The organism is Bradyrhizobium sp. CSS354 (assembly GCF_029051725.1).
Classification (GTDB): domain Bacteria; phylum Pseudomonadota; class Alphaproteobacteria; order Rhizobiales; family Xanthobacteraceae; genus Bradyrhizobium.
In genome coordinates, this window is the sequence record NZ_JAACFU010000002.1 from 342,354 (window position 1) to 362,068 (window position 19,715).

At 62.7% G+C, this 19,715-nt stretch carries 14 protein-coding genes; 3 read left to right on the forward strand and 11 right to left on the reverse strand.

Going from position 1 to position 19,715, the window contains the following annotated elements; translation table 11 throughout:
* Positions 1–37: 37 nt before the first annotated feature.
* From rpoC to GWG67_RS05605, 11 genes are all read right to left on the reverse strand, one after another.
* Positions 38–4,234 (reverse strand): DNA-directed RNA polymerase subunit beta', encoded by a 4,197-nt coding sequence (gene rpoC, locus GWG67_RS05555; RefSeq protein WP_275168106.1) that lies wholly within the window; start codon positions 4,232–4,234, stop codon positions 38–40.
* A gap of 128 nt (positions 4,235–4,362) precedes the next feature.
* Entirely contained in the window at positions 4,363–8,478 is a 4,116-nt protein-coding gene (gene rpoB / locus GWG67_RS05560; RefSeq protein WP_007602996.1) for a DNA-directed RNA polymerase subunit beta, read from the reverse strand.
* Between the two features lie 483 nt (positions 8,479–8,961).
* Complete coding sequence (gene rplL, locus GWG67_RS05565; RefSeq protein ID WP_007602994.1) at positions 8,962–9,339, reverse strand: 50S ribosomal protein L7/L12; 378 nt, start codon at positions 9,337–9,339, stop codon at positions 8,962–8,964.
* 54 nt (positions 9,340–9,393) lie between these two features.
* Positions 9,394–9,912, reverse strand: coding sequence for a 50S ribosomal protein L10 (gene rplJ, locus GWG67_RS05570; RefSeq protein ID WP_275168107.1), 519 nt, complete (start codon positions 9,910–9,912; stop codon positions 9,394–9,396).
* 578 nt (positions 9,913–10,490) lie between these two features.
* Positions 10,491–11,438, reverse strand: a complete 948-nt coding sequence (locus GWG67_RS05575; RefSeq protein ID WP_275168108.1) for a 2-hydroxyacid dehydrogenase — start codon at positions 11,436–11,438, stop codon at positions 10,491–10,493.
* A 90-nt stretch (positions 11,439–11,528) separates the two neighbouring features.
* Positions 11,529–12,221 (reverse strand): 50S ribosomal protein L1, encoded by a 693-nt coding sequence (gene rplA, locus GWG67_RS05580; RefSeq protein ID WP_007602988.1) that lies wholly within the window; start codon positions 12,219–12,221, stop codon positions 11,529–11,531.
* 6 nt (positions 12,222–12,227) lie between these two features.
* Positions 12,228–12,656 (reverse strand): 50S ribosomal protein L11, encoded by a 429-nt coding sequence (gene rplK, locus GWG67_RS05585; protein ID WP_007602986.1) that lies wholly within the window; start codon positions 12,654–12,656, stop codon positions 12,228–12,230.
* A gap of 130 nt (positions 12,657–12,786) precedes the next feature.
* Positions 12,787–13,341, reverse strand: a complete 555-nt coding sequence (nusG, locus tag GWG67_RS05590) for a transcription termination/antitermination protein NusG (RefSeq protein WP_007602985.1) — start codon at positions 13,339–13,341, stop codon at positions 12,787–12,789.
* Entirely contained in the window at positions 13,341–13,532 is a 192-nt protein-coding gene (secE, locus tag GWG67_RS05595; protein ID WP_007602984.1) for a preprotein translocase subunit SecE, read from the reverse strand. The genes nusG and secE overlap by 1 nt, the downstream gene beginning before the upstream one ends.
* A 375-nt stretch (positions 13,533–13,907) precedes the next feature.
* The gene (locus GWG67_RS05600) at positions 13,908–15,200 is read right to left on the reverse strand and encodes a class I SAM-dependent methyltransferase (RefSeq protein ID WP_342761016.1); all 1,293 of its coding nucleotides are present in this window, start codon (positions 15,198–15,200) and stop codon (positions 13,908–13,910) included.
* A gap of 52 nt (positions 15,201–15,252) precedes the next feature.
* Entirely contained in the window at positions 15,253–15,840 is a 588-nt protein-coding gene (locus tag GWG67_RS05605; RefSeq protein WP_275168111.1) for an SIS domain-containing protein, read from the reverse strand.
* A gap of 161 nt (positions 15,841–16,001) precedes the next feature.
* Between GWG67_RS05605 and GWG67_RS05610 the strand changes: the two genes are divergently transcribed.
* The 3 genes from GWG67_RS05610 to GWG67_RS05620 all read left to right on the forward strand — a co-directional run bounded on the left by GWG67_RS05610 (position 16,002) and on the right by GWG67_RS05620 (position 19,714).
* Positions 16,002–17,030, forward strand: a complete 1,029-nt coding sequence (locus GWG67_RS05610) for an SDR family oxidoreductase (protein ID WP_275168112.1) — start codon at positions 16,002–16,004, stop codon at positions 17,028–17,030.
* 83 nt (positions 17,031–17,113) lie between these two features.
* Positions 17,114–18,685 carry a PfkB family carbohydrate kinase gene (locus tag GWG67_RS05615; RefSeq protein ID WP_275168113.1) on the forward strand — a complete coding sequence of 524 codons (1,572 nt, stop codon included), beginning with the start codon at positions 17,114–17,116 and terminating at the stop codon, positions 18,683–18,685.
* A 27-nt stretch (positions 18,686–18,712) separates the two neighbouring features.
* Positions 18,713–19,714 (forward strand): NAD(P)-dependent oxidoreductase, encoded by a 1,002-nt coding sequence (locus tag GWG67_RS05620; protein WP_275168114.1) that lies wholly within the window; start codon positions 18,713–18,715, stop codon positions 19,712–19,714.
* Position 19,715: the final 1 nt, after the last annotated feature.

Genomic DNA, 19,715 nt, shown 5'->3' on the forward strand with positions numbered 1-19,715 from the left:
CCTTTTCAGTGTCCTCGGTATTCCTACGGATGAACGATCATTCCGCAGGTGGCAGCGCCATCGGCTCCACTTCCGGCGCCGGCGGCACGACGGCCGCCTGCTTCTCGCGCTCGTCGAGGATCATCTTGTCGCGCTTCACGGCGACTTCGCGGATCTTCGCCATGGAGGCGCCGGTGCCTGCCGGAATCAGCCGGCCGACGATGACGTTCTCCTTGAGGCCTTCGAGCGGATCGACCTTGCCGTTGACCGCCGCTTCCGTGAGGACGCGGGTGGTCTCCTGGAACGAGGCCGCCGAGAAGAAGGAGCGGGTCTGAAGGCTCGCCTTGGTGATGCCGAGCAGAACCGGCGTCCCCGTGGCGATCTTCTTGCCCTCTTCCTTGGCCTTGGCGTTGATCTGGTCGAACTCGATCTTGTCGATCTGCTCGCCCGAGATCATGTCCGTGTCGCCCTGGTCGGTGACTTCCACCTTCTGGAGCATCTGACGGACGATCACCTCGATGTGCTTGTCGTTGATGAGCACGCCCTGGAGCCGGTAGACCTCCTGGATCTCGTTGACCAGATAGGCCGCGAGTTCCTCGATGCCCTTGACCGCCAGAATGTCGTGCGGCGCCGGGTTGCCTTCCACGATGAAGTCGCCCTTTTCGACGACGTCGCCGTCCTGAAGGTGGATGTGCTTGCCCTTCGGGATCAGGTACTCGCGCGGCTCGTCGGTCTTGTCCATCGGCTCGATCGAGATGCGACGCTTGTTCTTGTAGTCGCGCCCAAACCGGATGGTGCCCGCGATTTCGGCGATGATCGCCGCATCCTTCGGACGCCGAGCCTCGAACAGTTCCGCCACCCGCGGCAGACCGCCGGTGATGTCACGCGTCTTGGCGCTTTCGGTCGAGACACGGGCGAGAATGTCGCCCGCCTGGACCTTGGCTCCGACATCGACCGACAGAATGCCGTCGACCGACAGCATGTAGCGGGCATCGCCGCCACGGGCGAGCTTGAGCACCTTGCCGTCCTTGCCCTTGATCACGATGGCGGGACGCAGGTCCCCGCCGCCGCGCATCGAGCGCCAGTCGATGACCACGCGCTTGGCAATACCGGTGGCCTCGTCGAGCGTTTCCGAGATCGACTGTCCCTCGACCAGATCCTCGAAGCCGATGGTGCCTTCGACCTCGGTGAGGAGCGGACGGGTGTAGGGATCCCATTCGACGATACGCTGGCCACGCTTGACCATGTCGCCCTCGTCGACGTGCAGGCGCGAACCGTACTGAATACGGTGCGTCGCACGCTCGGTGCCGTCGGCATCGACGATCGCGATCACCATGTTGCGAACCATCGCGACCAGGTGGCCTTCGCTGTTGCGGGCGATGGCCTTGTTCCTGATCACGATCTTGCCGTCGAAGTTGGATTCGACGAAAGATTGCTCGTTCAGCTGCGCCGCACCGCCGATGTGGAAGGTGCGCATGGTGAGCTGGGTGCCCGGCTCGCCGATCGACTGGGCCGCGATGACCCCGACCGCTTCGCCGTGGTTGACCGGCGTGCCGCGAGCGAGATCGCGGCCGTAGCACTTGCCGCAGATGCCGTTGACGAGCTCGCAGGTCAGCGCCGAGCGGATCTTCACCTCTTGGACGCCGCCCTGCTGGATGGCATCCAGATGGCTCTCTTCCATCAGCGTACCGCGCTTGAAGATCACCTTGCCGGTGCTGTCACGCACGTCTTCGCAGGCCGTGCGTCCGAGAATGCGCGAGCCGAGCGAAGCGACCACGGTGCCGGCATCGACGATGGCGCGCATCTTGATGCCGAGCTTGGTGCCGCAATCGTCCTGCGTGATGATGCAATCCTGCGCGACGTCGACCAGACGACGGGTCAGGTAGCCGGAGTTCGCGGTCTTCAACGCGGTGTCCGCGAGGCCCTTGCGGGCGCCGTGGGTCGAATTGAAGTACTCGAGCACCGAGAGGCCTTCCTTGAAGTTCGAGATGATCGGCGTCTCGATGATCTCGCCCGACGGCTTGGCCATCAGGCCGCGCATGCCGGCGAGCTGGCGCATCTGCGCCGGCGAACCGCGGGCACCGGAGTGAGCCATCATGTAGATCGAGTTGATGTCGGCATCCGCCCCGCTCGCCGTCTTCTTGGTCGAGGAGATCTCCTTCATCATCGCCTTGGCGATTTCTTCCGTGGCCTTCGACCAGGCGTCGACGACCTTGTTGTACTTCTCGCCATGGGTGATCAGACCGTCGTTGTACTGCTGCTCGAAATCCTTCGCCAGCGTACGGGTGGTGTCGACGATCTTCCACTTGGAGTGCGGCACGACCATGTCGTCCTTGCCGAACGAGATGCCGGCCTTGAACGCGTTGTAGAAGCCGAGCGCCATGATGCGGTCACAGAAGATCACCGTCTCCTTCTGACCGCAGTGGCGGTAGACCTGGTCGATCACGCCGGAGATCTCGCGCTTGGTCATCAGCTTGTTGATGATCTCGTACGGAACACGCGGGTTCTTCGGCAGCAGATTGCCCAGCATGACGCGGCCAGCGGTGGTCTCGATCCAGCGCTTGGAGATCTTGCCGGTATCGTCGATGCCTTCCCACCGGTACTTGATCTTGGTGTGGAGGTGGATGACCTTCGCGTGCAGCGCGTGCTCGAGCTCCGCCATCTCGCCGAAGATCTTGCCCTCGCCGGGCAGGCCTTCGCGCATGATGGAGACGTAGTAGAGACCGAGCACGATGTCCTGCGACGGCACGATGATCGGCTGGCCGTTGGCCGGATGCAGGATGTTGTTGGTCGACATCATCAGGACGCGCGCTTCCAGCTGCGCTTCAAGCGACAGCGGGACGTGCACGGCCATCTGGTCGCCGTCGAAGTCGGCGTTGAACGCGGCGCAGACCAGCGGGTGGAGCTGGATCGCCTTGCCCTCGATCAGCACGGGCTCGAACGCCTGGATGCCGAGGCGATGCAGCGTCGGTGCGCGGTTGAGCAGCACCGGATGCTCGCGAATGACCTCGTCCAGGATGTCCCAGACCTCGGGCCGCTCCTTCTCGACCAGCTTCTTCGCCTGCTTCACGGTCGTGGACAGCCCCTTGGCGTCAAGCCGCGAGTAGATGAACGGCTTGAACAGCTCGAGCGCCATCTTCTTCGGCAGGCCGCACTGATGCAGGCGCAGCTCGGGACCGACCACGATCACCGAACGGCCCGAATAGTCGACGCGCTTGCCGAGCAGGTTCTGACGGAACCGGCCCTGCTTGCCCTTGAGCATGTCGGCGAGCGACTTCAGCGGACGCTTGTTGGCACCCGTGATGACGCGACCGCGGCGGCCGTTGTCGAACAGCGCGTCGACGGCCTCCTGAAGCATGCGCTTCTCGTTGCGGATGATGATGTCCGGCGCGCGCAGCTCCATCAGCCGCTTCAAGCGGTTGTTGCGGTTGATGACGCGGCGGTAGAGGTCGTTGAGGTCCGAGGTCGCGAAGCGGCCGCCGTCCAGCGGCACCAGCGGACGCAGGTCCGGCGGAATCACCGGAACCACGGTCATGATCATCCATTCCGGCTTGTTGCCGGAGTGGCGGAACGCTTCCACGATCTTCAGGCGCTTGGCGAGCTTCTTGTGCTTGATGTCGGAGTCGGTCTCCTGCATCTCCGCGCGCAAGGTCAGCTCGAGCTTCTCGAGGTCCATCCCCTTGAGCAGTTCGCGGATCGCTTCCGCGCCGATCATGGCGGTGAAGGAATCCTGGCCGTATTCGTCCTGCGCCTTCAGATACTCGTCTTCCGACAAGAGCTGACGGTCCTTCAGCGCGGTGAGGCCCGGCTCGAGCACGACGTAGTATTCGAAGTACAGGATCCGCTCGAGATCCTTCAACGTCATGTCGAGCAGGAGGCCGATGCGCGAGGGCAGCGACTTCAGGAACCAGATGTGGGCGACGGGGGCTGCGAGCTCGATATGGCCCATGCGCTCGCGCCGGACGCGCGACAGCGTGACCTCGACCGAGCACTTCTCGCAGATGATGCCCTTGTACTTCATGCGCTTGTACTTGCCGCACAAGCACTCGTAGTCCTTGATCGGCCCGAAGATGCGGGCGCAGAACAGGCCGTCGCGCTCGGGCTTGAAGGTACGGTAGTTGATGGTTTCCGGCTTCTTGATCTCGCCGTACGACCAGGACAGAATCTTCTCGGGGCTCGCGATCGAGATCCGGATCTGGTCGAAGACCTGAGCCGGCGTCGTCGGATTAAAGAGATTCATAATTTCTTGGTTCATCGTCTTCTCCTCGCGTGCCGGTCGCCTCCGGCAGCAAATTCGAAAATCACTATGCGGGGCGCCCTGCCCTCGCGACTCCAGGACTGGGCGCCGATGCCCGGCCGTTCAGGCCGGGCATGAGGGTCGTATTACTCGGCCGCTTCCGCCGTCCCCGGTCCAACCTTGGAATTGTGCAAGTCGACGTTGAGGCCGAGCGAGCGCATTTCCTTGACCAGCACGTTGAACGATTCCGGAATACCGGCCTCGAAGGTGTCGTCGCCACGCACGATCGCCTCGTACACCTTGGTACGGCCGGCGACGTCGTCCGACTTCACGGTCAGCATCTCCTGGAGCGTGTATGCCGCGCCGTAAGCCTCGAGCGCCCACACTTCCATTTCGCCGAAGCGCTGGCCGCCGAACTGCGCCTTGCCGCCCAGCGGCTGCTGGGTAACGAGCGAGTACGGACCGATCGAACGCGCGTGGATCTTGTCGTCGACGAGATGATGCAGCTTGAGCATGTAGATGTAGCCCACCGTCACCTTGCGATCGAAGGCATCTCCGGTGCGGCCGTCATAGACGGTCGACTGACCCGAAGCGTCGAGACCGGCAAGCTTCAGCATCTCCTCGATGTCGGCTTCCTTGGCGCCGTCGAACACCGGCGTCGCGATCGGAACGCCGCGGCTCAGATTGTGGCCGAGCTCGATCAACTCGTTGTCGTTGAGCGACTTGATCGTCTCGTCCTCGCCGTAGACCTTCTTCAAGGTTTCCTTCAGCGGCCTGATGTCCTGCTTCGACAAATAGGCATCGACCGTCTGGCCGATACGCTTGCCGAGGCCGGCACAGGCCCAGCCGAGATGGGTCTCGAGGATCTGTCCGACGTTCATGCGCGAGGGCACGCCCAGCGGATTAAGCACGATGTCGGCATGCGTACCGTCTTCGAGGAACGGCATGTCCTCGATCGGCACGATCTTCGACACCACGCCCTTGTTGCCGTGGCGGCCGGCCATCTTGTCGCCGGGCTGGATCTTGCGCTTCACCGCGACGAAGACCTTGACCATCTTCATCACGCCGGGCGGCAATTCGTCACCGCGCTGCAGCTTTTCGACCTTGTCGAGGAAGCGCTGTTCCAGCCCCTTCTTCGACTCGTCGTACTGCTTCCGCATGGCCTCGATCTCGGCCATCAGCTTGTCGTTCGGCGAAGCGAACAGCCACCACTGCGACTTCGGGTACTCCTCGAGCACCGCACGGGTGATCTTGGTGTCCTTCTTGAAGCCCTTCGGGCCGGCAATGCCCTGCCGTCCTTCGAGCAGCTCGGCAAGACGGTTATAGACGTTGCGGTCCAGGATCGCCTGCTCGTCGTCGCGGTCCTTGGCCAGACGCTCGATCTCTTCCCGCTCGATCGCCAGCGCACGCTCGTCCTTGTCGACGCCGTGCCGGTTGAACACGCGAACTTCGACGATGGTGCCCTGCACGCCCGGAGGAACGCGCAGCGAGGTGTCGCGGACGTCGGAAGCCTTCTCGCCGAAGATGGCGCGCAGGAGCTTTTCTTCCGGCGTCATCGGGCTTTCGCCCTTCGGCGTGATCTTGCCGACCAGGATGTCGCCGGCGCGCACTTCCGCGCCGATGTACACGATGCCGGCTTCGTCGAGGTTCTTCAGCGCTTCTTCCGACACGTTCGGAATGTCGCGGGTGATTTCCTCGGGTCCGAGCTTGGTGTCGCGGGCCATCACCTCGAATTCTTCGATATGAATTGAGGTAAACACGTCTTCCTTCACGATCCGCTCGGAGAGCAGGATCGAGTCTTCGAAGTTGTAGCCGTTCCACGGCATGAACGCGACGAGCACGTTGCGGCCGAGCGCGAGCTCGCCGAGATCGGTCGACGGACCGTCGGCGATGATGTCGCCCTTCTTGACGATGTCGCCGACCTTCACCAGCGGACGCTGGTTGATGCAGGTCGACTGGTTGGAGCGCTGGTACTTCATCAGCCGGTAGATATCGACGCCCGACTTGGTCGGATCGAGATCTTCCGTGGCGCGGATGACGACGCGGGTTGCGTCGATCTGGTCGATCACGCCCGAACGGCGCGCCGCGATCGCAGCACCCGAGTCACGTGCAACCACGCCTTCCATGCCGGTGCCGACGAACGGCGCCTCGGCGCGAACCAGCGGCACCGCCTGGCGCTGCATGTTCGAGCCCATCAGCGCGCGGTTGGCGTCGTCGTTCTCGAGGAACGGGATCAGCGCGGCTGCGACCGAAACGAGCTGCTTCGGCGACACGTCCATGTAGTCGACCTTGTCCGGGGTCACCGGCAAGACTTCGCCGGCATGACGGCAGACCACGAGATCTTCGGTGAAGCGCCCCTTCGGATCGAGCGGCACGTTGGCCTGCGCGACCGTGTAGCGGCCCTCTTCCATCGCCGAGAGGTACACGACCTCGTCGGTGACGCGGCCGTCCTTGACCTTGCGGTAAGGGGTCTCGACGAAGCCGTACTTGTTCACGCGCGCGAAGGTCGCGAGCGAGTTGATCAGGCCGATGTTCGGACCTTCCGGCGTCTCGATCGGGCAGATACGGCCATAATGCGTCGGATGCACGTCGCGCACCTCGAAGCCGGCGCGCTCGCGGGTCAGACCGCCCGGTCCAAGTGCCGACAGACGGCGCTTGTGGGTGATCTCGCTGAGCGGGTTGGTCTGGTCCATGAACTGCGAGAGCTGCGAGGAGCCGAAGAACTCGCGCACGGCGGCGGCCGCCGGCTTGGCGTTGATCAGGTCCTGCGGCATGACCGTGTCGATGTCGACCGAGGACATGCGCTCCTTGATCGCGCGCTCCATGCGGAGCAAGCCGATGCGGTACTGGTTCTCCATGAGCTCGCCGACCGAACGCACACGGCGGTTGCCGAGATGGTCGATGTCGTCGATCTCGCCCTTGCCGTCGCGCAAATCCACCAGCGTCTTGATGACGGAGAGGATGTCTTCCTTGCGCAGCGTGCGCTGGGTGTCGGGCGCATCGAGGTCGAGGCGCATGTTCATCTTGACGCGGCCGACCGCCGAGAGGTCGTAGCGCTCGGCGTCGAAGAACAGCGACTGGAACATCGCCTGCGCCGAATCCAGCGTCGGCGGCTCGCCGGGACGCATCACGCGGTAGATGTCGAACAGCGCGTCCTCACGCGTCATGTTCTTGTCGGCCGAGAGCGTGTTGCGGATGTAGGCGCCGACATTGACGTGGTCGATGTCGAGCAGCGGCAGCTCCTTGTAGCCCTGCTCGTTGAGAGCCTTCATCGACTTGTCGGTGATCTCTTCACCGGCTTCCGCGTGGATCTCTCCCGTCTTGGGATTGACGAGGTCCTCGGCGATGTAGTTACCGACGAGTTCCGCATCCGACAGGCGCAGCGCCTTCAGACCCTTCTCCTGCATCTGACGCGCACCGCGCACGGTGAGCTTCTTGCCGGCTTCGAGCACGACCTTGCCGGTATCGGCGTCGATCAGGTCGTTGATGGTCGAGTAGCCGCGGAAACGATTGGCGTCGAACGGAACGCGCCAGCCCTCCTTGATCCGCTTGTACTGGATCTTCTTGTAGAAGGTGCTGAGGATCGCCTCACCGTCGAGACCGAGCGCGAACATCAGCGACGTCACCGGAAGCTTGCGGCGACGGTCGATACGCGCATAGACAATGTCCTTGGCATCGAACTCGATGTCGAGCCAGGAGCCGCGATACGGGATCACGCGGGCGGCGAACAGCAGCTTGCCCGACGAATGGGTCTTGCCCTTGTCGTGGTCGAAGAACACGCCCGGCGAACGGTGCATCTGCGAGACGATGACGCGCTCGGTGCCGTTGACGATGAAGGTGCCGTTCATCGTCATGAGCGGGATGTCGCCCATGTAGACGTCCTGCTCCTTGATGTCCTTGACCGACTTCGCGCCGGTTTCCTCGTCGATATCGAACACGATGAGGCGCAGCGTCACCTTGAGGGGGGCCGCGAAGGTCATGCCGCGCTGGCGGCACTCGTCGACGTCGTATTTCGGAGGCTCGAACTCGTAGCGGACGAATTCCAGCATCGAGGTGCCCGAGAAGTCGGAGATCGGGAACACCGAGCGGAACACCGCCTGCAAGCCCTCGTCAGACCGACCGCCCTGGGGCTCGTCGACCATCAGGAACTGGTCATAGGACGCCTTCTGAACCTCGATGAGGTTCGGCATCTCGGCCACTTCCTTGATGTGTCCGAAGAACTTGCGAACGCGTTTGCGACCGGTGAATGTCTGCTGCGCCATCGTGGCCTCTCATTTTCGTCGCCCGATTTGGGCGCGCCCTCCGGAACGCGGCGACCGCCGCTCCCCGGGTTGAATTTTTCGAACCCGTCTTGTGGGCCGGAGACTCAGTTTCAGGCAGGAATGTCCTGAATCTGTTCTTCAGACCTTCAAAACGCAAAACGACGCGCGGGGCGCAGGAGCGCGCCCGCCCGTCACAACCATCCTCTTCACGGACTGCAAAAGCCCGAAATAGCTTGCTCTCCCAACGGCTTACAGAGAATCCGGTATCCCTGCCCACCGCGCTTTCGTGCTGCCGACCCGATATGGGGCGACATTAGTGCAGATTCGAGGGACAAACCCTCAAATCCCCACACTTTTTCGTGTTCGGCCTGCGTCGGGCGGTTCCGTCGCACGCCTTTTGCATCTGGCCCACCCTTTCGGAGGAGTGGACCGAGATCCCGGTTGCGATGATGCTCACCGGGATCTCGTGCCAGTAAGCGATGCTTACTTGAGCTCGACCTTCGCGCCAGCCTTCTCGAGCTGGGCCTTGAGCTTCTCGGCTTCGTCCTTGTTCACGCCTTCCTTGACAGGCTTCGGCGCGCCCTCGACGAGGTCCTTTGCTTCCTTCAGGCCCAGGCCGGTGATGGCGCGGACTTCCTTGATGACCTCGATCTTCTTGTCGCCGGCGGCGGCAAGAACGACCGTGAACTCGGTCTTCTCTTCGGCCGGAGCGGCGGCAGCGCCACCACCAGCCGGGCCGGCCACGGCGACAGCCGCGGCAGCCGAAACGCCCCACTTCTCTTCGAGGAGCTTCGCGAGTTCGGCAGCTTCGAGCACGGTGAGGCTCGAGAGGTCGTCAACGATCTTCTGCAGGTCAGCCATTGTTCAGTTTCCTTGAATGTAAGTCTGGTTCGGGTTTGAGTTTTGCGAAGGGCGTCAGGCCGCTTCGCCCTTTGAGGCATAAGCCTGGATGACGCGCGCGAGCTTGCCCGCGGGCGCGTTGGCGAGCTGAGCGATCTTGGTCGCCGGGGCCACAAGCAGGCCGACGATCTTGGCGCGCAGTTCGTCAAGCGACGGCAGCGAGGCAAGTGCCTTCACGCCGTCGACATTCAGGACGGTCTTTCCCATCGAGCCGCCAATGATGACGAACTTTTCGTTCGCCTTGGCGAATTCGATGGCGACCTTTGGCGCCGCTACCGGATCGTCCGAAGTGGCGATCACGGTCGGTCCCTTCAGCATGGGGCCGATGGCAACGACGTCAGTGCCTTCAAGAGCAATTTTGGCGAGACGGTTCTTCGAGACCTTCACCGAGGCGCCAGCCTGCTTCATCTGCATGCGCAGCTTCTGCATCTGGGCAACGGTCAGGCCGGAATATTGGGCAACGACCGCGACGCTCGTGGTCTTGAAGACCCCATTGAGCTGTTCGACCGCTTCCTTTTTTGCCGCTCGTTCCACAGCAAGCTCTTTCCGGTTGGCGGTCATCGCGAAAGCGGGACCGCCGGGTTGCACCCATCGTCCCGCCCAAACCTGAACCTCAGGGCCAAGACCCATCGGACACGCCGGGCAAGACGACAATTCAAAGCCTGCCCTCCGGGAGCCCGTTAGAGCCCACGGCGTGTCGAGGTCCGAACCAAACCCATTCCGCAACCGACCCTAAGGTGGTCACGACGTGAAATCCGGTCTTCACCCGTCTATGCAGGCCATGCGATTAAGCCGTTGAGAAATCGAAATTCCCCGCAGGCGCCTGCAGTCTTGGACAGGACAAGGTCAGCCGGCGAACCGCCCGACCTCTGCCCGCATCCCACGCCCGACGAATTTCCCTCCTTTTCCAGCCAATCCTCACGGACGTCCTGAAAAGGAATGATCTCCATCGCTTGTTTTCGGAATGCGTGCACGAACGCGCCAGCCAAGGCCGGTGCGTCCGGAAGCGGTTCTTTAACCGCTCGGAGCCTGCTTGCCAAGAGCAAAATTCACACCAGTTCCAATCCGTTGCCGCAGGCGCTTGACCCGGGCCGACAAGGGCCGATTCAGGCTCATTTGACCCCGTAAGGCAGCGGCTTGCCCTCGAAAAACGCGCTCAGGTTCGCCAGCACGCAGTTCTGCATGGCGACGTGCGATTCCAGGGTGTGGCCGCCGATATGGGGGGCGAACACGACGTTGGGCAGCGCCGTCAGCGCGTCCGGGGCGTGCGGCTCCTTGTCGTAGACGTCGAGACCCGCGCCGGCGATGGTCTTCTCGGTGAGCGCCAGCACCAGGGCTTTCTCGTCGATCACCGAGCCGCGGGAGATGTTGACGACATAACCGTCCGCCCCGAGGCGCTTGAGAATATCGGAGCCGACGGCATGCTGGGTCTCGGCTCCTGCCCGGACCGCGATCATCAACACGCTGCACCAGTCGGCGAGCGCCTCCAGCGTGGGGAAATATTGATAGGGCAGATCGTATTTGCTGCGGCTGAAATAGCCGACCTCGCTCTCGAAGGATGCGCAGCGCGCTGCGATCTTGCGGCCGATCTCGCCCATGCCGTAGATGCCGATGCGGCGGCCCGGCATGCCCACCTGCGGGCGCATCATCGGCGAGGGCTTTGACGCGGCCCAATCGCCGCTTCGGACGTACTGGTCGGCCACCAGGATTCGCCGCGTCGTCGCGAGCATCAGGGTCATCGCGATGTCGGCGACCGAGGCCGCATTGGCGCCCGGGCTATGTCCGACCGCGATGTCGCGGGCAGCAGCGGCCTTCAGGTCAACACCGTCATAGCCAGTGCCGTAGCAGACGATTGCACCGAGCTTCGGAAACAGGTCCATCGCCTCCGCGCCCAGCGGCGTGCCGCCGGCGGTGAGAACCGCGCGGATGCCGCCGAGTTCGTCGGCCGAAAACACCTCTCGCGCCGGCTTGCCGACGGTGTCGAGCAGCTCGAACCGCTCGGCGAAGCGCGCCATCATCGTCTTGGGAAAGCGCGAGTAGATCAGGACCTTGTCAGTCATTGTTCTTGTTTCCGGTGAACGCAGTCACAAATGACGAAGGGCGGAATCGGTTGCCCAATTCCGCCCCTCGCCTCATGTCATTTCCAGACCTTAGCCGAGAATGGTGCCCGGCTCGACCTTCACGCCGGGGCCCATCGACGAGGACACCGCAACGCGCTGGATGTAGGTGCCCTTGGAACCGGCCGGCTTGGCCTTGGAGACAGCGTCCGCCAGGGCCTTGATGTTCTCGACCAGTTTTTCCTCGGTGAACGAGGCCTTGCCAACACCAGCCTGCAGGATGCCGGCCTTCTCGACGCGGAACTCGACCGAGCCGCCCTTGGCACCCTTCACCGCACCGGTGACGTCCATGGTCACGGTGCCGATCTTCGGGTTCGGCATCAGGCCGCGCGGGCCGAGCACCTTACCAAGGCGGCCGACCAGCGGCATCATGTCGGGGGTTGCGATACAGCGGTCGAAATCGATCGTGCCGTTCTGCACCTTCTCGACCAGGTCCTCGGCGCCGACGACATCGGCACCCGCGGCCTTGGCCTCGTCGGCCTTGGCGCCGCGGGCGAACACGCCAACGCGGAGCGTACGGCCAGTGCCGTTCGGCAGGGTCACGACACCGCGGACCATCTGGTCGGCGTGACGCGGATCGACGCCGAGGTTGATCGCGACCTCGATGGTCTCGTCGAACTTCGCTTTCGCGCGTTCCTTGACCATCTTGATGGCGTCCGCGAGCGGGTAAAGCTTTTCGCGATCAATACCTTCGCGGGCTTTGTTCAAACGCTTTCCGATTGCCATGAGCCCTTACCCCGCCACTTCCAGACCCATCGAACGGGCAGAGCCCTCGACCATCTTCATGGCCGACTCGATCGAGTCGCAATTGAGATCCTTCATCTTCTTCTCGGCGATCTCGCGCACCTGCGCTTTGGTCACCGCACCCGCCTTGTCACGGCCCGGCGCCTTGGAGCCGGACTGGATTTTGGCAGCCTGCTTGAGGAAGAAGGACATGGGCGGCGTCTTCATCTCGAACGTGAATGAACGATCGGCGTAGATCGTGATCACGACGGGAATCGGGGTATTCTTCTCTTCCTTCTGGGTCTGGGCGTTGAACGCCTTGCAGAACTCCATGATGTTGAGACCGCGCTGACCGAGCGCGGGACCGATCGGGGGCGAAGGATTCGCCGCACCGGCCGGGACCTGAAGCTTCAGGTATCCGGTCACTTTCTTTGCCATGTATCACTCCTGTTGGGCCGGCCTGGGCCGGCGGTTTCAGGTTCGTGGTCTGGGTCGGATGCGGCTGGCAACCGCCCTCTCCCTCCCACGGCCTCTTGTTGCGCGAGACCGAAGTCTCACGCCTACGCGATCAGACCTTCTCGACCTGACCGAATTCCAGTTCGACCGGCGTGGCGCGGCCGAAGATCGACACCGCGACCTTCACGCGCGAGCGCGCCTCGTCGATTTCTTCGACCACACCCGAGAACGAGGCAAACGGGCCGTCGGCCACGCGCACGTTCTCGCCGATCTCGAACGATACCGACGCCTTCGGCCGCTCCACGCCCTCCTGCACCTGGTGCAAAATGCGCATGGCCTCGGCTTCCGAGATCGGCATCGGCTTGTTTTCCGCGCCGAGGAAGCCGGTCACCTTCGGCGTGTTCTTGATCAGATGAAACGCCTCGTCGGTCAGCTTCATCTTCACCAGCACGTAGCCCGGGAAGAACTTGCGCTCAGCGTCGATCTTGCGGCCGCGGCGCACTTCCGTGACCTTCTCGGTCGGAACCAACACCAGCTCGAACAGCTCCTCGAGCCCGCGCTGCTTGGCCTGCTCGCGGATCGATTCGGCGACCTTCTTCTCGAAGTTCGAATAGGCGTGGACGATGTACCAGCGCTTGTCAGACAATTGAGCCGTTGCTGTTGCCATCAGTGAATGCCCAGAAGGAAGGTGATGAGGACGCGGATGATCTGGTCGGCGGCGAAGAAGAAGATCGAGGCCACGGCGACCATGACGAACACCATGATGGTGGTGATCGTGGTCTCACGGCGGGTCGGCCAGGTGACCTTGGCGGTCTCCGAGCGGACCTCCTGCAAGAACTTGAACGGGCTGACTGCCATCGTTTGATGTCCAACGTCCGTCGACAGACGCGAATGAATTTCAGGGATCCGAACAGCCGCCGTTGGCCCAGCCCTCTGTCTCGAAGGATGAGCCGGAAACCGGGCTCGATTGTTCGGGGATTTCAAAGCCGCGCCGGAGATCCGCGTCTAACGGGCCGGCTGCGAGTGCGCGGTATCTACTGCGGATGGGGCCAAAGGTCAAGATAGGGCGGCCCTGCGCGCGCAAAACGACCTCCGCGGGCGACCAACCAGAGATCAGGCCGATCAAGGGCTTATCTGCCGCCTGCAATGCGCCGTCCCAAGGCCGCAGCCGGTTCCTTGCAGGACGACACCACCGGCGCCCCTCACCTGCCGCCCCTTTGGCGACTCTCAAGGTCAGTCCGCCCGGTCGATCGTCGAAATGCCCGGCAACGGCACAACGAACTTTCCGCCCTCTGCGAAATAGCCGGCGTGCTTGGCCCGGATCGGATCCACATAGCGCCAGGCGAAGACGACGACGAACGCCGGCTTGCGCTCGTAAAGGGCGGCGGGCGGCAGTATCGGGATGTCGTACCCAGGGCCGGCCATCACGTTCCCCTTCTTGGGGTCGTCGTCCACCAGGAAATCGATCTTGTTCTCCAGGCCGAACTGCGGCAGCAGGGTCGTGGTCCCCACCGAGACGCCGTAGCCGGCCACGAGCTGGCCGCGCGCATGGGCGGCATCGGCCATCGCGACCAGCTCGTCGCGGATGGCGGCGATCCTCTTCGCATAGGGCACATAGTAGGCCGACCGGTCGACGCCGAGCCGGTCTTCCTCGGCGATGAAGCGGGCGACCTCCGCGGACGGCTTCTTCGCGCCGCCGGTACGCTGCACCGTCACCCGGATCGAGCCGCCCTTGGTCTCGATGTGCTGGACGTCGATCAATTCCATGCCAAGCCGCGCGAAGAAGCGTGTCAGCGGCTTGATGTTAAAATACGACAGATGCTCGTGGTAGACGGTGTCGAGAAGGTTCTTCTCGGTGACGTCGACGCAATACTGCGTTTCGAAAACGAACAGCCCGTCCGGCGCAAGCACGTCGCGAACCCCGATCACCAGCGGGTCTAGATTGTCGACATTGGCGATCATGTTGTTGGCGATTACGACGCTGGCCGCGCCATGGCTTTGCAGGATGCGGCGACCGATGGCATCGGTGAAGAAATCGCCGATAGTCTCGATTCCCGCTTCCGTCGCACGCCGCGCGATGTCGACGGCGGGATCGACACCCAGCACCCGCATGCCGCGCTCCTTAAAGAAACCGAGCAGCGATCCGTCGTTGCTGCCGAGCTCGACGACCAGCGAGCCCGGCGCGATGGCGAACCGGCTGACGACGTCGTTGGCGTAGCCCGCGAAGTGCTCCCGCAGGCCAAGCGAGAGCGACGTGGTATAGACGTAGTTTCGGTACTGGATCTCTGGATTGCCGACGTGGAGAATCTGCAGATGGCCGCAGTCCGCGCACAGGTGCAGCGCCATCGGCACCGCGGCCCGAAAGACGGGATCGTCGACGCTTGCATCCGGCACCTGGAAGTTCGGCGTGCCAATGGGCATGCCTGCCATCGGGACGACAAGCTCTTGCTTGTCCGAATGACAGAGGCGGCAGGTATGACGGACGTAGAACAGGTTTTTCATCGTAGGACCGTAAGACGGAGACATGCGAACAGGTGAGGCAATCTCACCCCGTGGTGATCAGATCGACGGCACCGCCTCAGGACGCCGGATATTCCGCCCGACCGATGATGAGGTCGATCGCGGCCATCATCCAGAACTGATGCGTGGTCTCGACGATGTTGTAGCTGCGGCTGTCGACGTAATAATTGACGTCGCCGAGATTGCGCAGGGGATTCTCCGCGTTCATGCCCGACAGCGTGATCACATCGAGGTTCATCGTCCGCGCCTGCGCGACCGCATTGAGAATGTTCTTCGAGCGTCCCGACGAGCTGATCGCGACGAGGCAATCGCCAGCGCGGGCGCTCAGCCTCACAGCATGCGCAAGCCAGTCCTCGAAACCGTAATCATTGGCAAGGCACGAAATCATGCTGGCATCGCTGAAGCAGAGTGCGGGCACTGATGCGTTCTTCGCCAGATCGATCGCGAGATGGGAGGCGATGCCGGCCGAGCCTCCATTGCCGATGAAGATGACGCGGCCGCCCTGCTCGCGCGCGCGCAACCAGGCCGTGCGGGTGGCGGAAATCCTGGCGAAAATCCCGTCGTCAATTGCCGTCGCGCGATGGAGGCGCCCCACATAATCGTCGAGGAAAGCCTTGTGATCGGGATCGATGGGCTCCACAGGCATAGGTTGGCAGCTCGACGGCGACATGACGTCCTGATACCGGCTATCACCAGGGATTGCAAAGGTATATTACCTTCGAAGTCTATCAGCAGCCGATTCGGTTTCCACCTTCACTCAACATTGGCGAGCCTGTTTCGCTGGGCATTCGCATCACGGATGTTCCTATGAAATGCATCGTTACTGGTGGCGCCGGCTTCATCGGCAGTCACCTCCTCGACCGCCTCCTCGACGATGGCCACGAGGTCATCGCGCTCGATAATTTCGTGATCGGACGCCCCGAAAATCTGGCCTCGCGCATCGATTCGAATCGACTGAAAGTCGTGCGGGCCGACGTCACCGAACTCGAATCGATCAAGCCGCATTTCGACGGCATCGACTGGGTGTTCCATCTCGCCGCGCTGGCCGACATCGTTCCCTCGATCGAGTCCCCGATCCCCTATCACCGCGCCAATGTCGACGGCACCGTGAACGTTCTCGAGGCTGCACGGCAGGCCGGCGTCAGCCGCTTCGTTTATGCCGCGTCGTCGTCCTGCTACGGAATTCCGGACGTCTATCCGACGCCGGAGAGCGCCGAGATCCGCCCGATGTATCCCTATGCCCTCACCAAGAATCTCGGCGAGCAGTGCGTCATGCACTGGTGCCAGGTCTACAAGCTGCCCGCGGTCGCGCTGCGCCTGTTCAACGTGTACGGGCCGCGCCATCGCACCACGGGCACCTACGGCGCCGTGTTCGGCGTGTTCATGGCGCAGAAGCTCGCCGGCAAGCCCTTCACGGTGGTTGGCGACGGCGAGCAGACCCGCGACTTCACCTTCGTCAGCGATGTCGCCGACGCTTTCGTGACCGCTGCGCGCTCCGACGTCTCGAACGAAATTTTCAACGTCGGCTCCGACAACACCTACAGTGTCAACCGGCTGGTCGAGCTTCTCGGCGGCGACAAGGTCCACATTCCCAAGCGTCCCGGCGAGCCCGATTGCACCTATGCCGACATCACCAAGATCAAGCGGATCCTGAAATGGACGCCGAGGGTAAAATTTGAGGACGGGGTCGCGACGATGCTGAAGTCGATGGATCAGTACAAGGACGCTCCCTTGTGGACGGTGGACAAGATCGCGGACGCCACGAAGGACTGGTTCAAATATCTCGGGGACAACACCGACGCGGCGTCCGGCGCACCGCAGAAGGCAAGCCAGTGAACAGGTTCACCGGGTATTGTTGCCGCGAATCGATCAATTCCGGGCCGCCCGGCTGAGTCCGGCCGGCGCTTTGGGTTATTCACATGGGCAATCTTCCGACCGACAATCCCGCGTTGAACGACCAACTGGCGGCGCACGAAAAGATCAAGACGATCGAGCAATTGGGCGAGATCGCGCGGTCCGCGCAGGCGCGGGGCCGGAAGGTTGCACTCTGCCACGGCGTCTTCGATCTCGTGCATCTCGGCCATATCAGGCACATCCAGGCGGCGCGCAACGAGGGCGACGTCGTCATGGTGACGATCACCGCCGACCGTTACGTCAACAAGGGACCCGGTCGGCCGATCTTCCCCGAAAACATGCGAGCCGAGATGCTGGCCTCGCTCGCGACCGTCGATTGGGTCGGCATCAATCACACCTCCAGCGCCGAGCCGATCCTGGATACGGTGCGGCCGGACATCTATGTGAAGGGGTCCGACTACGAAAATCCCGAAGACGACGTGACCGGCAAGATCCGGACCGAGCGCGACGCCGTCGAGCGTCACGGCGGACGCATCGTGTTCACCCGCGACGTGACATTCAGCTCCTCGTCGCTGGTGAACCGGTATTTCGACATCTACGATCCTCCACTCCGCGACTACCTGCAAAAAGTCCGTGAAGGTGGCGGCGCCGATCGCCTGCTGAAGCTGATCGACAAAGTGCAGGACATGCACGTCGTGCTGGTCGGCGACACCATCATCGACGAATACCAGTACGTCACGGCGCTCGGAAAGGCCTCGAAGGAAAACATCGTCGCCACGCTGTTCAAGAGCGGCGAGCAATTTGCCGGCGGCGTCATTGCCGCGGCAAACCATGTCGCGAGCTTCTGCAAGTCGGTGGAGGTCGTCACGACGCTGGGTGGCAACGACTACCCTGAGGAGTTCATTCGCGCGCATGTCCGCCCGAACGTCACGTTGACGCCGATCCGCCTTCAGGGCCGTCCGACGACCCGCAAATCGCGGTACGTCGAGCTCGGATATCTGCACAAGCTGTTCGAAGTCTACACCATGGACGATACGCCGCTCGACGAGGCCGATCGGAAGGAGATCGACCGTATCACGACGGAGCGCGTGCGTGGCGCGGACGTAGTGATCGCCACCGATTTCGGTCACGGCATGATCGCGTCGAGCACGATCGACACCCTGATCGCCAATTCCAAATTCCTGGCGGTCAATGCCCAGAGCAACAGCGGCAATCACGGCTACAATTTGATCACGAGATATCCGCGGGCCGACTACATCTGCATCGATGCGCCGGAGGCGCGTCTGGCTGCAACCGACAAGTTCAGCGACATCGCGTCCGTGATCGAGGCCGGCCTGCACGGCAAGATCGATTGCGACAACATGATCATCACGCACGGCTCCTTCGGCTGCTACCCCTTCTCGTCGAAAACCGGCGTCACGCGCGTCCCCGCCTTCACCAAGACCGTCGTCGATACCGTCGGCGCGGGCGACGCCTTCCTGACGATCACCGCGCCGCTGGTCGCTGCCGGCGGCAACATCGAGGACGTCGCCTTCATCGGCAACGCAGCCGGAGCGATCAAGGTCGGGATCGTCGGCCACCGCAGCTCGGTCGAGAAGGTGCCGCTGGTCAAGTTCGTCACCGCGTTGTTGAAGTAGCGCGACGGCAGATACTGGAGAACGACAGTGATTGGTCAAAAATGGAATGTGATGGTCACCGGTGGTGCCGGCTATGTCGGCAGCGTGCTGGTTCCCCAGTTGCTCGCTGCGGGCCACAAGGTCACCGTGCTCGACCTGTTCATGTATGGCGAGGACGTGTTCGATGCCGTCCGCAACAATCCCAATTTGCGCCTGATCAAGGGCGACATCCGTGACGAAGCCGCGATCAACGAGGCCCTGCGCGGCAACAACGCCGTCATCCACCTCGCCTGCATCTCCAACGACCCGTCGTTCGAACTGGACCCGGGGCTCGGCAAGTCCATCAATTACGACTGCTTCCGGCCGATGGTGCGCGCCGCCAAGAAGGCGGGCATCAAGCGCTTCATCTATGCCTCTTCGTCCAGCGTCTACGGCATCAAGGACGAAGCCGAGGTGACCGAGGACCTGTCCTGCGAGCCGCTCACGGACTACTCGAAGTTCAAGGCGATGTGCGAGACCGACCTTGCCGACGAGGCCGCGTCCGGTTTCGTCACCTGCACGGTTCGTCCCGCCACCGTCTGCGGCTACGCACCGCGGCAGCGGCTCGACGTCGTCGTGAACATCCTGACAAATCTCGCAGTCAACACCGGCCGCATCCGCGTGTTCGGCGGAACGCAGCGCCGACCCAATTTGCACATCGAGGACATGTCAGCCGCCTATCTGTTCCTGCTCCAGCAGGATGACGCAAAGATCGACGGCAAGACCTACAATATCGGCTACGAGAACCATTCGCTGATGAAGATCGCGGACATCGTCAAGTCGGTGGTCGGCAGCAATGTCGACGTCGTCGTCGAGCCGACCGACGATCTCCGCTCCTACCACGTCTCTTCGGAGAAGATCCGCCGCGAGCTCGGCTTTGCGCCGACCCACACAATCGAGCAGGCCGTGTCCGGCCTCGTCAACGCCTTCAAGGGCGGCCGCCTGCCGAACTCGCTCAACGACCCCCGGTACTTCAACATCAAGATGATGCAGAACATCAGCCTGAAGTGAG

What these genes read in the sequence shown, in the direction of transcription:
- rpoB (WP_007602996.1), bottom strand. Translation starts at nt 8,478, where the DNA reads ATGGCGCAGCAGACATTCACCGGTCGCAAACGCGTTCGCAAGTTCTTC.
- GWG67_RS05605 (WP_275168111.1), bottom strand. Translation starts at nt 15,840, where the DNA reads ATGCCTGTGGAGCCCATCGATCCCGATCACAAGGCTTTCCTCGACGAT.
- secE (WP_007602984.1), bottom strand. Translation starts at nt 13,532, where the DNA reads ATGGCAGTCAGCCCGTTCAAGTTCTTGCAGGAGGTCCGCTCGGAGACC.
- rplL (WP_007602994.1), bottom strand. Translation starts at nt 9,339, where the DNA reads ATGGCTGACCTGCAGAAGATCGTTGACGACCTCTCGAGCCTCACCGTG.
- rplA (WP_007602988.1), bottom strand. Translation starts at nt 12,221, where the DNA reads ATGGCAATCGGAAAGCGTTTGAACAAAGCCCGCGAAGGTATTGATCGC.
- nusG (WP_007602985.1), bottom strand. Translation starts at nt 13,341, where the DNA reads ATGGCAACAGCAACGGCTCAATTGTCTGACAAGCGCTGGTACATCGTC.
- rplK (WP_007602986.1), bottom strand. Translation starts at nt 12,656, where the DNA reads ATGGCAAAGAAAGTGACCGGATACCTGAAGCTTCAGGTCCCGGCCGGT.
- GWG67_RS05610 (WP_275168112.1), top strand. Translation starts at nt 16,002, where the DNA reads ATGAAATGCATCGTTACTGGTGGCGCCGGCTTCATCGGCAGTCACCTC.
- GWG67_RS05575 (WP_275168108.1), bottom strand. Translation starts at nt 11,438, where the DNA reads ATGACTGACAAGGTCCTGATCTACTCGCGCTTTCCCAAGACGATGATG.
- GWG67_RS05600 (WP_342761016.1), bottom strand. Translation starts at nt 15,200, where the DNA reads ATGTCTCCGTCTTACGGTCCTACGATGAAAAACCTGTTCTACGTCCGT.
- GWG67_RS05615 (WP_275168113.1), top strand. Translation starts at nt 17,114, where the DNA reads ATGGGCAATCTTCCGACCGACAATCCCGCGTTGAACGACCAACTGGCG.
- rpoC (WP_275168106.1), bottom strand. Translation starts at nt 4,234, where the DNA reads ATGAACCAAGAAATTATGAATCTCTTTAATCCGACGACGCCGGCTCAG.